Genomic DNA, 13,165 nt, shown 5'->3' with positions numbered 1-13,165 from the left:
CGAGCAACTTACATTTGAGCAGGTAATTTCTGTTTCCTCTTATAACTTTATTTTAGAAGCCCTTTTCTATGCAGCTTCATATTAAATTGGTATTACACCAAGGTGAAAGATTTACGTACCAATGTAGAAACACCTGCTGCGACTGAGGTTTTGAACGGTAAAATCGATTTGTTTATCAAAGCCTATCTGCAACAGCTAAATCACACTACTTCAGAGGACAAAGAAGCGCTTGATAATTTCAAGTAATTTTTGTAACTTAATACAAGTGGTGCAAAGTGAAATTGCCCAACTAAAGCTAAAATTAATAAATGTCAGTAGAATAAGGAGCAATTTCCCAATCCAAAGCGCTCTATCTATCATTCAACAAGCACTATGGAAGTTTTAGAACTCAAACGTGAAATAGAAACGTTGTCTAGCCGCCTGGGTAAAACCCAGGACTATCTTTGACGTACCTGCACTGACAGCAAAAATTCAAGACCTCGAAAAGATATCAGCGCAGCCAGAATTTTGGAATGACCAAACCCAAGCCCAACAAACTCTACAAGAACTCAACGACCTGAAAGCCCACCTCGAACAATACGATCGCTGGCACGCCAATCTGGAAGATACTAAGGCTGTTGTTGAGTTGTTGGAGTTAGAAACCGATGAGGCACTACTCCAAGAAGCCGAATCTACCATCACTAAACTGAATCGTGACCTTGACCAGTGGGAGTTACAACAGTTACTTTCTGGCCCCTATGATGCTGAAGGTGCTGTATTGACGATTAGTGCTGGCGCTGGTGGTACAGATGCTCAAGACTGGGCATTTATGCTGATGCGGATGTACACCCGTTGGGGCGAAGCTCATGGCTATAAGGTAACTTTAGCTGAAGAGTCGGAGGGTGATGAAGCCGGAATTAAATCGGCAACCCTGGAAATTACTGGTCGCTATGCTTATGGTTACTTGCGCTCGGAAATGGGTACACATCGCTTAGTGCGGATTTCACCTTTTAATGCCAACGGCAAGCGACAAACTAGTTTTGCAGGCGTGGAAGTGATGCCGCAGATTGATAACTCTGTGCAATTAGATATTCCAGATAAGGATTTGGATATTAGCACAACTCGATCTGGTGGTAAAGGTGGGCAAAACGTTAACAAAGTAGAAACTGCGGTACGGATTGTTCACCTTCCCACTGGTCTTGCGGTGCGCTGTACAGAAGAGCGATCGCAGCTGCAAAATAAAGAGAAAGCCCTAAATCGCCTCAAAGCAAAGCTTTTGGTCATCGCCAAGGAACAACGCGCCCAAGAAATTGCCGAAATTCGTGGCGATATGGTGGAAGCCTCCTGGGGAAACCAAATCCGTAACTATGTATTTCATCCTTACCAGATGGTGAAGGATTTACGTACAAATACAGAAACAACGGCTATTGTCGATGTAATGAATGGCGAACTTGATACATTCATTCAAGCTTATCTGCGCCAAGAGAATAAATTAGTAGAAGGCACTGTTGCATAAATCAAAATTATTTCCAAGTGCTAAGTAATGATTCTTAACATTACTTAGCACTTGGAAATAATTTTTTTAGTGTTTTCAGATTAGTGTGCAGGCGTAGCTCGTCCTAGACATCGCATAGCATTTCATCTTATTGGGGCGTTTTCTGAGAAATTCCTTAGCAATATGCAAGCGATCGCCATTCTATCTCAGACCAACTGTTACAGTTATAAAAGAGTCTGTAGACAAATAACTATGAGCAACTCACCTTCAACAGAACCTCAACCCAGCTACGTAAAACTCGCCATGCGAAACATGGTGCGGAAGGGTGCAACTTCCCTAAAGCATTTTGGGTTGACTGCCGTAGGGCTTTTAGCTCTCCTTGTTGGTCTTGCTTACTTAACTCACTAAGCTATTACGCAACTGGTGAGGGTTGTCATTAGTCATTAGTCATTTATACTTCAAAGGACAGATGACCAATGACAAAGGACAGTCTTAGCGACAGACAAGGAGACTATGTGCCCCTGAGCGTTGAATTATATGTGGAGGATTCTTTTTACGATTTCTCCTCGACAAAATCTGTCAAAATTACGGACACCGATACCCGAATTCCTCCTGAAACTTGGGAAAATTGGTTTAATCAGTGGTTGAAAATACTTCACTCTCAAATTCCGCCAGCGCCAAGTTATGAAATTGGGCTGCGTTTGACAGATGACTCGCAAATTCAAGAACTGAATGCCCAGTATCGTCAACAAAATAAGCCCACAGACGTTTTAGCTTTTGCTGCTTTAGAAGTGGATTTTCCGCAAAATAAAGAAATGCTTGCTTCTGTGCCATTATACTTAGGTGATATTATCGTGTCTGTAGATACAGCACAGCGTCAAGCTCAACAGATGGAACATAGCTTATCAACTGAGCTAGCCTGGTTAGCTACTCACGGTTTATTACACCTATTAGGCTGGGATCATCCTGATGAGGAGAGTTTGGGGCGAATGTTAAAACAGCAAGTAAAATTGCTGAATGCAATAGGTATTGCTATTGACATAGAATAGCAGTAGTTATGTCTCCTTAATGTTAATTTGGGGTAATACTTTTATAATACTTCTGTGGAAAATTGCTTAAAGATTGCCTCAAAGTTAATTCTGCCATTAAGATCGGCGAATATTCCCACTGTAGCAACTCTATTTTTGTATTTTTTAAGTCTATGTCCCCAAAAATTTCTCCATCACCAACGCCTACCTCTTTTCAACCACTGGTGTCTAACGAACGGGAATTTTCCTGGAAAGTAGCCTCTAATTTATTTGTTAGTTTTAAATATGCCTGGGCTGGAATCAGCTATAGTTTTCGGACTCAACGAAATTTTCGCATCCACATAAGTGTTTGTGCAATGGCTATCAGTTTAAGCGTTTTTTTGCATCTGCAAGCCGTGGAAATAGCGGTAATTGGTATAACTAGTGGTTTAGTTTTGGCACTAGAGTTACTAAATACAGCGATCGAGTCTCTTGTAGACTTAACCGTTAAGCAGACATACCATGAATTGGCAAAAATTGCTAAAGATTGTGCAGCTGGTGCAGTTCTTGTCTCTGCCTTGGTAGCGGTGCTGGTAGCTGGTACGCTATTGCTCCCTCCTTTGGTAAAGTTAATTATATTGACTTTGTAAATATGATTTGCGTCGGCTAGCAAAAACTGTAGGCATCCCAAGTGACTTGGTAAGAGAAATCGCACTCTACCCAATCTACTTTGGAGAAGACACTATAAGCAATTCAAAGTTTGAGAAGTGGCTGGTCGTAGAGTAGCCGCTTCATATTTATACGTCTACATCGGCATTATTTTTAGACCTAGCGAACAAATAGCACGAGTAATCTGATAAGTGCTAAAAACCAGGAGTGATGAGCTTTGATTATAGTTATCGACAATTACGACAGTTTTACATATAATTTGGTGCAGTATCTGGGAGAATTGGCAGCAGAATTCTCAGTAGCAGATGATATTAAAGTTTTTCGTAATGACAAGATATCGATAGATGAGATTCGGGCATTAAAACCGGAAGCCGTGGTTATTTCTCCTGGGCCAGGTCGCCCAGAAGATGCCGGTATTTCCCTAGAATTGATTAAACAGCTAGGACAAGAATTGCCAATTTTGGGTGTCTGTTTAGGACATCAAAGCATTGGTCAAGTATTCGGTGGTAAAATAATTTCTGCTCCAGAGTTGATGCATGGCAAAACCTCTGAGGTGTCTCACACTGGGGTGGGGGTTTTCCGGGGATTAGAAAATCCTCTAATCGCTACTAGGTATCATAGTTTGGTAATCGAACGTGAGACTTGCCCAGATGTGTTAGAAATCACCGCTTGGGTTGAAGATAACACTATTATGGGAGTGCGACACCGAAACTATCCTCACATTCAGGGCGTGCAGTTTCACCCAGAGAGTGTCCTGACATCTTCAGGAAAACAGTTATTGCGAAATTTTCTGGAACAGTTATAGTCAAGAGCATAATTAATGAAACGACGACAGTTGATGGGCTATGCTGGGGCGGGGTTGGCCACAGCTTTCCTTACTACCTTGAGTTCTGAATCTCAAGCTGACGCACAATCTAGCAGTTTATCAGTTCAGTGGTTGGGTCATACTTGCTTTCTTTTTACTGGTGGCGGTGCGAAAATCCTTGTCAATCCATTTCGGTCGGTCGGCTGTACTGCTAAGTATCGTCCACCAAAAGTTGCAGCAGATTTGGTACTAATTAGCAGTCAACTGCTGGATGAAGGTGCTGTAGATGTACTGCCAGGAAATGCAAAACTCATCTACGAACCGGGAGTTTACGAGTTTAAAGGTATTAAGTTCCAAGGAATTGCTATAGACCACGATCGCAAAGGTGGTAAGCAATTTGGTTTAAATACTGCTTGGAGTTGGAAGCAAGCCGGAATTAATATCCTACATTTAGGCGGAGCTGCTGCACCCATTTCCATTGAGCAAAAAATCTTGATGGGACGGCCCGATGTGGCATTTGTTCCAGTGGGAGGCAGTGCAAAAGCCTACAATGCTCAGGAAGCAAAGCAGGCTATTCAAGTATTAAATCCCAAGCTGGTGATTCCAACCCATTATCGGACACAGGCGGCTGATGCTGCTAAGTGCGATATTTCACCACTTGATGATTTTTTAACCTTAATGCAAGGTACGCCAGTCCGGCGTAGCAGTGGAGATAGTATTTCCATTAGCCCTGGTAAATTGCCAGAAAATAAGGAAATTCAGGTTTTGACTTACAAGTTTTAATTGTTAGGAGACGAGGGAGCAGGAGAAAGAACTCCTAACTCCTAACTCTTAACTCCTACTTCTAACTTTTAGAACGTATACCACTGTCCACCAAGCTTATCTGCGTCACCGATGGGATTCTCAACGGCTGTTGTGCCATCTATAGTCCAAATATTATCTGAACCTGCTGTCTGATCGCGCCAGTAGATATCGGTTTTACCATCGCCATTGAAGTCACCAAGGGATGGTGTCAAGGCCGCGTTATTAGTTGGTAAGAAAGCTTCAGTAGCAACTGTTGTACCATCCATCAACCAAGCAGTATTTGCACCAGTTGTGCCATTGTGCCAGAAGATATCAGTCTTACCATCACCGTTGAAATCACCAATTTTGGAAGTCCAGGATGAGTCAAGTGTTCCTAAAGCCCCTTCTGTGACTAAGATACCATTCATTGTCCAAACCTTGTTCTCACCAGTTTGAGCGTTTCTCCACAGAATGTCGGTCTTATAGTCGCCGTTGAAATCACCAAAGCTAGCAGTCCAGGCTGCGTCTTGTGATTGGAGGGCAAAGTCAGTCTTTTGCGTACCATCCATAAACCAAGCGGTGTTATCGCCAGTTGTCTGATTGCGCCAGAAGATGTCACTCTTGCCGTTGCCATCGAAATCAACAATGCTAGGAGTTAGTGCTGGGTCTGTTTTATCTAAAACAGTTGCACTCAGAACTGTGGTGCCATCCATCTCCCAAATGGCGTTCTCACCAGTTGTAGCATTATGCCAGAAGATATCGGTTTTGCGATCGCCGTTAAAATCCCCAATCTGAGGAGTCCAAGCTGGGTCAACGCTAGTGAGAGCAGCCGCAGTCGCAACTTTGGTTCCATCCATCAGCACAATGCTATTCTCACCGGTTGTCTTATTCCGTAATAAGAAGTCGGTTTTGCCATCACCGTTAAAGTCAGCAATTTTGTAATCATAGGCCGATAGATCGTATTGACCCAGAGAACCCTGTTCAAGAACTTTTGTGCCATCCATCAACCGAATGATAATCTCACCGGTTGTAGAATCGACCCAAACTTTATCTGTTTTGCCATCACCGTTGAAATCAGGAGTAATGGCTGCACTGGTTATGTAAGGATTAGGATTGGGATTTGATGACGTTTTGACAGGCTGGGAAGCTGGTTCATCTTGTAGTGCATACGAGGAACTCTTACCCCCCAATCCCAAATCATAATTTAAATTCTCAAAAGAAGATGTCAAGATTTCTGATTTTTTGAAAGAGTCTGATGCCCATCCAGATGTATTTAAAGATAAGGGTGAGGAATTTGTATTTGCAGGCATGGTGTATTTTTATGATTGGTTGTCATATTCTTTTAACTTTTTTTGGAAATACTTTTCTGTAACGAAATAACATTTACTAATTTCTCAATATTTATTTATAACCATTTATTTTTTCTAAATGTCAGTCTTTTAAGATAAATAAATGTTTGTTTTAAACATGCTAATAAGTTACCCCGTCTTACATAAACAATTAAAAAATGTTTCGCTGTATTTTATGTACATATAAATCTAGTTTTATTTCTAATACAGCACTTACGGCAGCTATGAGGTACATTCCCAAATCTGAAAGCTTTGATAGGAAAGGGCAAGGAGAAAAACTGTATTGCATAATAGCCGGAAGCGCTGTAAGCATATTGAGACTAAAATATTAAACACTTTATCTAAATAATTCCCTTAAATCCAACAAAGTCATATATGATGATTTGTAGATATTCCATCTCTGATATCTATGTTTTGTGATATTTAAATATACTTAAGTAGTCATACTAACAATATAGATACTAACTATCTATTGGTTACGTAAACGATCGCTTTTTTTGTTGTGGGTTGAGTAGACATAGTTTTGACAGTGTGTTTTTTAATTTATGAATTACCATAATTTAAATAAGATAAACAAGTAAAAAATTAATTTTTTTCTGAATATCCTAAAGTATTTGATGGCAACAATATTTTTGAGTTATTTAAAACTTAGAAAATCTGAGTTTTTCAAGATAATTAATTATTTTTCAATGATTTATGATTTAAGTAGAAACAAATATTGGTTAGAATAACTTAGATTAGCAACTATCCAGAAGCACAGACTGTGCAGTCGTCGGTTGCCTAGAGTGTAAAATAACACAATACATTAATACATACATTTAGTTATGCAAGTAGAATATCGGCAGCGTCGTGAGCAGTTAATGGCAAAAATTGGTGATGGCACAGCTATTTTTCGCAGTGCGCCAATGGCAGTGATGCACAACGATGTCGAGTATGTTTATCGCCAAGAAAGTGATTTTTTCTACCTGACTGGTTTTAACGAACCAGAGGCGGTAGCAGTGTTAACGCCGCATCACTCAGAACATCGGTTTGTGCTGTTTGTCCAACCGAAGGATCGCGAAAAAGAAGTATGGACTGGTTATCTTTCTGGGATAGATGCAGCCAAGGAAATGTATGGTGCTGATGAAGCGTACCCCATTAGCGAGTTAGATGAAAAATTGCCGCAGTATTTGGAAAAAGCCAGCCGTATTTACTATCACTTAGGACGCGATCGCACTTTCAACGACCAAATCCTTGCACATTACCAAAGTTTACTGCGGACTTATCCTAAACGCGGTACTGGGCCGATCGCTATTGAAGATACTGGCCCTGTCCTCAACAGCATGAGATTGATTAAAAGTGAAGCAGAATTGGGGTTAATGCGTCAAGCCGTGGCGATCGCAGTCGAAGCACACAATTACGCCCAAGAAATCGCTGCTCCTGGACGTTATGAGTATGAAATTCAAGCGGAGATGGAACGCATCTTTCGAGTCAGGGGTGGAATGGGGCCAGCTTATCCTTCGATTGTGGCTTCTGGAGTGAATGCTTGCGTACTCCACTACATTGAAAATAATCGTCAAATGCAGGATGGAGAATTACTGCTAATTGATGCTGGGTGTGCTTACGGTTATTACAACTCAGATATTACCAGGACATTTCCTGTGGGGGGTAAATTTACGTCAGAGCAAAAGACACTGTATGAGATTGTACTAGAAGCGCAAAAACAAGCGATCGCTCAAGTAAAACCAGGTAATCCCTTTAAATTAGTTCACGATACAGCAGTGCGTGTTATCACCGAAGGTTTAGTTGAACTTGGCATCCTCAAAGGTGAAATTGATAAGTTAATTGAAGAAGAGAAATATAAGCCATATTATATGCACCGCACCAGTCATTGGTTAGGGTTGGATGTTCATGATGTGGGAGTTTACCAGCACGGTGAAGATAAACCACAGATTTTACAACCAGGTCAAATTTTGACAGTGGAACCGGGACTATATATTGTGCCAGATACCAAACTAGCAGAAGACCAACCAGAGACTGATTCTCGATGGGTTGGTATTGGTATTCGGATTGAGGATGATGTGTTAGTTACATATGATGGACATGAAGTGTTAACTGCGGGGGTTCCCAAGGCAGTACATGAAGTGGAAAGATAGAAAATGGGGATGGTTCGTACCATCCCCAAACTAAAATTGAGGACAAGCCATTAGGGTAGTTGTCAGAATTCCTAAGATTTTGTCTATTTCTTTAATAAAGTAATCGTTCTTATCGATAAAGATGGTATTGTCACAAAGTTTGAGAAATTTCCAATCTGTTCCTGTTGTGACTACACCATAAATTTCATTGATAATATTTCCTTGTTGCTGATTAAATAATTGAGATGCAATCATTGTTGCAATGCATTGCCCTAAACCAGATTTAATACTCTCATTTTTAGCTTCCACAATAGTCACGACAGGACTAGTAATATCATATTGTTCTGGTGAACAGCTGAGAATAAAATCACAGCGTCCTTCTAAACCTTTAGAAGCATCTACATTAAACTCTGAACCAGAAAATATACTAATTTGGTATTTAAAGAAGCGTTTCACTTCAATTAAAACAGGCATAATAATTAGTTCAGAACGAGCTTTTTCTGTATTTATTGCTGTCACCAATGGTAGATGCTCAGAAAAAATCAAATTTAGATATTCACTAGGTGAAACTGTCTGCACATCTGTAAATAAATCTTGATTTTCAACAAAGATTAATTGAAAGTCTGTTTTTACTTTGCCAAGATTAAAGGCGCTGTACGGCAATGTATCACCCCTCAATCACGCTTAACTGCATAGTATCATCTTGGTAGGCATCGCTAAGAAAGTAAATTTGATGATATCTCAGATCAAGAACAGCCTTCAACAAATTCAACTTCCGGTAGTTTACCTGAGCGAAACTGAGTGACACGCTTACCGTCAGTCTCGAATACCACACGATAGTTCTGGTTAGAACGGTCTTTCGGGATAAATGTCAAGTAGTGTCCGCCTTGGACGTATTTATGAGGTGTGACTTTAATTTGTCCTGGGTAGAGAGACTTGATTTGCGCTTCGGTGTCGCCAATTTTTGCACCTTTAAGGGTCGTAATTTGGGTATTCTGCCGCACATCTACTCTAGAAATGCGACCTTTTGTAACCATAAACAAAAGATTTTTGGGTTCGTTTTGTGGCTTAACATAGTAGCAACTGTTATTCGGCGAATCTCCCGCTAGCTTAGTACCAGCAGCTTTTGCCGCTTGGGAAACAGTCATCCCAACTCTTACCTCTCCGATACCATTGATGAACAATTTCGATTTATTTGTCAGCTTCGCTTGTGCTACAACTGTGCCGACAGTTAGAAAAGAAACTGCCAATGTTAAGGAAGCAAGAGTCAATAATTTAACTTTATTATTCATAAATTGTGCAAATAAAAGTGGGTATATTTTTGTATACAGCGCCTATGCTGCCAGTTTCGGATTTTCAAGTTGTTGATTGACGAAATTCTGATATTACTTCGATCAAATCAACAATGTTACGGTTGAATTCAGGTAAATCTTCCACAGGTATCCAATATTCCTGATGTATAGAACCGCCTACAGTTTTTACGGAGTAGCGCCTTAAAAACTCTGCACGCACCTGAAAACGTGTTACATAGCCGATGTATCCTGTGCCAGTACTTGCCGCATTCCAGTTACGGGCGATTTGTGCGGCGTATTCTTCATTAAGTACTGGGTAGAAAATAGGCTGTTCAGGTAGTCGAGAAGGAAATTCGCGATCGCCACTTTCTTTAATCAAAGCCAGTTCTTTTGGCCCAGTAGGACGGAAGAGTGCGATCGTTTCTCGATCGCCCTTGGGCAAAGGTTCTCGTGCTTGCACCCATGCCGTGGGAATACCTTCCACACCTGTAGATAGCGCCACAATACCACCCGCGATCGCACAAGTAGTATCTCTATCTCCCAAACCACTTACAGTTAGCCACAGTGCTTCTTCGTAGTTGTCAAGGTACTGGGCAGCACACCATAGTGCAAAGGGGACTGTATCTTGTGCTGAGACTTGAGTGCCATTTCCCAGGAGAGTAGCTGCTGATTGCACTGATGTGTTTTCCGACAAATTCACAGCCTGATGAATTTTTGCACTCACCTCGCTTTCTGGAACATAAGGTAAGACAAGGTTGAGAAAATCTTCTTTGCTAGGTAAAGAATCTTTGAGTCTCCACGCCCAAGCAGCAGCAACTGCTACGGCAATTGCACCAGCGATCGCTTCTGGATGGGTATGAGTTACTTCGGCGCTGGCTTGTGCTTGCTTGACAACTAAATCCAAATCTTCGGCAAAGAACGCCCCTATTGGTGCAACGCGCATCGCTGCTCCATTCCATAAGAACCTTGTCCGTTAAACAGACTACTTGCCAAGTTCTGCCAAGATTTGCCATTGCGTATTTGCGTTAACAGCCTGTGCATTGCTGCACCATAACCCCGTTCACTGTCGTATTGTTTCGCAAAGCTTTCTGCCAGATAATCTTGGTTAATTTCCCCGTATTTATGGAGAATAGACACAATTGAGAGCGCCATCTGGGTATCGTCAGTGTAGTACCAAGGTGATGCAGGGATAGCACGGCTAACAATCAGACTTTCCACCACATCTGGATGCAGAAAAAACCGTTCTCCAAAAGCATCACCCACTGATAAACCTTCAAGGGAGGATTGAGCGCGAAGCAGGCGAAGATCGTTAGTTGTTGACATAAATTATTAATAATTGCTTTTTCTCAACTAGGATCTTCCTCATCCATAGCTTTAAAAAGAGTATTTCCAGTTTGTTCATCTGCGATCGCTCCTTGATTATCTCCCAAATGACGACGAATTTCGCTACGCAATATATATGCTTCTGCCTCTTTAGGATTTAGCTGAATTACATAGTTAGCATCTGCGATCGCACCTTTGTAATCTTGGAGTTTTTGACGAGTATATCCACGAGAGATATAAGCGTAGGTATCTTTGGCATTCAATTTAATAATTTCGTTGTAATCAGCGATCGCTCCTTTATAGTCTTCCAGATGATTAAGAACTTGCGCTCGCTGGTAATAGACATCACTGACATTTTTGGGGTTAAGGCGCAAAATATCGTTATAATCTTGAATTGCGCCTTTATAATCTTTTAATCTATTACGAAAGCTGGCACGAGTCATCCGAGATTCAATATCGTGAGGTTTTAAGCGCACAATTTGGTCATAATCTGCTAGTGCGCCTCTATCATCATGCAGTCCCAAACGCGCCCGCGATCGCTTGATATAAGCATTAACATCATTGGGGTTTGTACGTAAAGCAGCAGTTGTAAGCTCAATTTGTTGTTGTCTATTTTTTCTAATCTGCTCAATTCTTTGCTGAGAATTTTGAGAGTAATAAGTCAATAACTTTACCCAGCTAGGAGCCATAGCTTGCAGAATGCCTACCATTCCACCTAACAATGTTATACAGTATATAACTAATAGAAAAACTCTAGTTTTCCATTTACTACGGGATTCGTACTGCTGTTGAATCAATCCCTTGACTAAAGCATATCTTTTACTGAAAGGCAAGTTTCCATATCCAAGTTGCTTCAAATACTTGAAAATGAAATGCAGAATATTATCCCGATCTATGGGTGGATTTTGTTGTAGCTCTTTTTGAAATTTCTGATTAATTTTAGCGCTGCGAAAGCTATTAGGGATACTTATAGCTATCAACATCGCAAATAATAACATTGTTGGACTACCTTTTCCTAGAAATCCCAAAATAATCACACCAAAGACTTTAAATAAAACACCAATGTAAGGGAAACGAGAAAACACTAGTAAATCAGCAATTTGTCCTCCATCTAGAGGATAAATCGGGAGGAGATTGAACAAGTTTAGAAATATCAGCGTCCAACTTGTTTTTTGTACCCAATCAGGATAACCACTGCCAAAAGGTGCAATAATCGCCAACCCAATCCCCAAAATTAACCCTGGTAATGGCCCTGCTAAAGATATCCAAAACTTTTGGGTGAGTGTAGCGTCATCTTTACGGGCAGTAGCTAAAGCGCCTAAAAACGGTATGAATAAAACAGAGGTATCACGATAACCAAACAGTTTCATCGCCAATAAATGTCCGCCTTCATGGAAAAACAGTACAGCGATGAAAATCACCACACTTTGTGGAGTAAGAAAGCTTGTATAACTGGCCATAAACAACCCTAGACTACCCAACAAAAGCCAAATGCGAAATTTTTTACCCACTAAACCGGTTTGAGTGTATTCCATTTGTTTAAATCCCTCTACTTCCAGTTCTATAGGGATTTCTTGTAAAATGCTGGAATCAGTTTTGGCTTGTTGTCTGCGTTGCTTGATGATATTTGCTGCTTTCTTGCTACCCTGCATCAGCGGGTTAAGCGATCGCACGATTGTTAACCAATGTATCTGAAATAACTCTGTTCCCTTGATTGGTAATATTTTTCCAGTCTTGGCTAAGTTACTAACATAGCCACTCATCTGTATCTGTAGGGCTTGAGCAAAAGACTCTGGTGATAAACCACAAGGTGTTTTGCTGGTAGTTAATTCTTTAAGACGATCTTGATGAATCTGCCATTGTACTGATGCTTCGCTGGTATAAACATCCTGAACAATAGTGTTGGGAAACTCACCTATCAGTCCATGCTGTTTGCCGTTGACAGTCAGCAATAAAGTTTTATCCTTAAAAAAGGTATAAAACTCTATATCGAATAAATTGACAGGTTCGGCTAAACGACGAATAACTACTGTGGCATAGCTTTTGAGTGCTTTGTGATATAAAAGAAGTTCCCAATTTGTTTGCTCATAGGCTTTGCTGATTGGTTGATATTGCAAATAGCTGCATGGAAGAAAGCCGAATTGCTCTAGTTCTTTAATGGGAGTTTGAAATAAATCTTTTAAATAGATAGGAACTGTATCAGCCTTTGTAATCTGGTACTTGGGATATTGAATCTGAGATTTGCAAAGTAGTAAAAAGAGAATGAGATAGCGAATAACAATCAGTAGAACGTAAATTGCGATCGGGTAGATTAGGTATTGCATAGCTATATCAAATTTTTAAATATGC

At 40.7% G+C, this 13,165-nt stretch carries 14 protein-coding genes; 8 read left to right on the top strand and 6 right to left on the bottom strand.

The window, feature by feature from the left end:
• The first annotated feature begins 102 nt into the window (after window positions 1-102).
• The 7 genes from V7K42_RS23105 (at window position 103) to V7K42_RS23075 (ending at window position 4,738) form a co-directional block, all read left to right on the top strand.
• Window positions 103-246 carry a hypothetical protein gene (locus tag V7K42_RS23105; protein ID WP_442938620.1) on the top strand — a complete coding sequence of 48 codons (144 nt, stop codon included), beginning with the start codon at window positions 103-105 and terminating at the stop codon, window positions 244-246.
• 126 nt (window positions 247-372) lie between these two features.
• Window positions 373-1,495, top strand: a protein-coding gene (gene prfB / locus V7K42_RS23100) for a peptide chain release factor 2 (RefSeq protein ID WP_334919624.1) whose coding sequence is annotated in 2 segments (ribosomal slippage) — window positions 373-444 and window positions 446-1,495 — 1,122 coding nt in all. Because the reading frame shifts where the segments join, the coding sequence is not laid out codon by codon here.
• 231 nt (window positions 1,496-1,726) lie between these two features.
• The gene (locus V7K42_RS23095) at window positions 1,727-1,882 is read left to right on the top strand and encodes a DUF3285 domain-containing protein (RefSeq protein ID WP_094329633.1); all 156 of its coding nucleotides are present in this window, start codon (window positions 1,727-1,729) and stop codon (window positions 1,880-1,882) included.
• A gap of 113 nt (window positions 1,883-1,995) precedes the next feature.
• The gene (gene ybeY, locus V7K42_RS23090; RefSeq protein WP_334919625.1) at window positions 1,996-2,523 is read left to right on the top strand and encodes an rRNA maturation RNase YbeY; all 528 of its coding nucleotides are present in this window, start codon (window positions 1,996-1,998) and stop codon (window positions 2,521-2,523) included.
• Window positions 2,524-2,675: 152 nt separating this feature from the next.
• The gene (locus V7K42_RS23085; protein WP_334919623.1) at window positions 2,676-3,131 is read left to right on the top strand and encodes a diacylglycerol kinase family protein; all 456 of its coding nucleotides are present in this window, start codon (window positions 2,676-2,678) and stop codon (window positions 3,129-3,131) included.
• A 236-nt stretch (window positions 3,132-3,367) separates the two neighbouring features.
• Window positions 3,368-3,955, top strand: a complete 588-nt coding sequence (locus V7K42_RS23080) for an anthranilate synthase component II (RefSeq protein ID WP_334919622.1) — start codon at window positions 3,368-3,370, stop codon at window positions 3,953-3,955.
• A gap of 15 nt (window positions 3,956-3,970) precedes the next feature.
• Window positions 3,971-4,738 carry an MBL fold metallo-hydrolase gene (locus V7K42_RS23075; RefSeq protein WP_334919621.1) on the top strand — a complete coding sequence of 256 codons (768 nt, stop codon included), beginning with the start codon at window positions 3,971-3,973 and terminating at the stop codon, window positions 4,736-4,738.
• 68 nt (window positions 4,739-4,806) lie between these two features.
• Here V7K42_RS23075 and V7K42_RS23070 read toward each other — a convergent pair whose 3' ends face one another.
• On the bottom strand, window positions 4,807-6,048 hold the full coding sequence (locus V7K42_RS23070; protein ID WP_334919620.1) for an FG-GAP repeat domain-containing protein: 1,242 nt from the start codon (window positions 6,046-6,048) through the stop codon (window positions 4,807-4,809).
• Between the two features lie 863 nt (window positions 6,049-6,911).
• Here V7K42_RS23070 and V7K42_RS23065 point away from each other — a divergent pair.
• Window positions 6,912-8,222, top strand: a complete 1,311-nt coding sequence (locus V7K42_RS23065) for an aminopeptidase P N-terminal domain-containing protein (RefSeq protein ID WP_334919619.1) — start codon at window positions 6,912-6,914, stop codon at window positions 8,220-8,222.
• Between the two features lie 30 nt (window positions 8,223-8,252).
• On the opposite strand, the gene V7K42_RS23060 is transcribed toward V7K42_RS23065, so the two are convergent.
• The 5 genes from V7K42_RS23060 to V7K42_RS23040 all read right to left on the bottom strand — a co-directional run bounded on the left by V7K42_RS23060 (window position 8,253) and on the right by V7K42_RS23040 (window position 13,140).
• Entirely contained in the window at window positions 8,253-8,864 is a 612-nt protein-coding gene (locus tag V7K42_RS23060) for a hypothetical protein (RefSeq protein WP_334919618.1), read from the bottom strand.
• An 83-nt stretch (window positions 8,865-8,947) separates the two neighbouring features.
• Window positions 8,948-9,493: a hypothetical protein gene (locus V7K42_RS23055; protein WP_334919617.1), complete on the bottom strand. Its 546-nt coding sequence runs from the start codon at window positions 9,491-9,493 to the stop codon at window positions 8,948-8,950.
• Between the two features lie 64 nt (window positions 9,494-9,557).
• Window positions 9,558-10,436: an ADP-ribosylglycohydrolase family protein gene (locus V7K42_RS23050; RefSeq protein ID WP_334919616.1), complete on the bottom strand. Its 879-nt coding sequence runs from the start codon at window positions 10,434-10,436 to the stop codon at window positions 9,558-9,560.
• The gene (locus tag V7K42_RS23045; RefSeq protein WP_334919615.1) at window positions 10,418-10,816 is read right to left on the bottom strand and encodes an ADP-ribosylglycohydrolase family protein; all 399 of its coding nucleotides are present in this window, start codon (window positions 10,814-10,816) and stop codon (window positions 10,418-10,420) included. The genes V7K42_RS23050 and V7K42_RS23045 overlap by 19 nt, the downstream gene beginning before the upstream one ends.
• A gap of 23 nt (window positions 10,817-10,839) precedes the next feature.
• Window positions 10,840-13,140 carry a site-2 protease family protein gene (locus V7K42_RS23040; RefSeq protein ID WP_334919614.1) on the bottom strand — a complete coding sequence of 767 codons (2,301 nt, stop codon included), beginning with the start codon at window positions 13,138-13,140 and terminating at the stop codon, window positions 10,840-10,842.
• Window positions 13,141-13,165 lie beyond the last annotated feature (25 nt).

Source organism: Nostoc sp., from assembly GCF_036917455.1.
GTDB lineage: Bacteria > Cyanobacteriota > Cyanobacteriia > Cyanobacteriales > Nostocaceae > Nostoc.
Note: the sequence above shows the minus strand (reverse complement) of the source record. Positions and strands in the feature narration are given on the sequence as shown.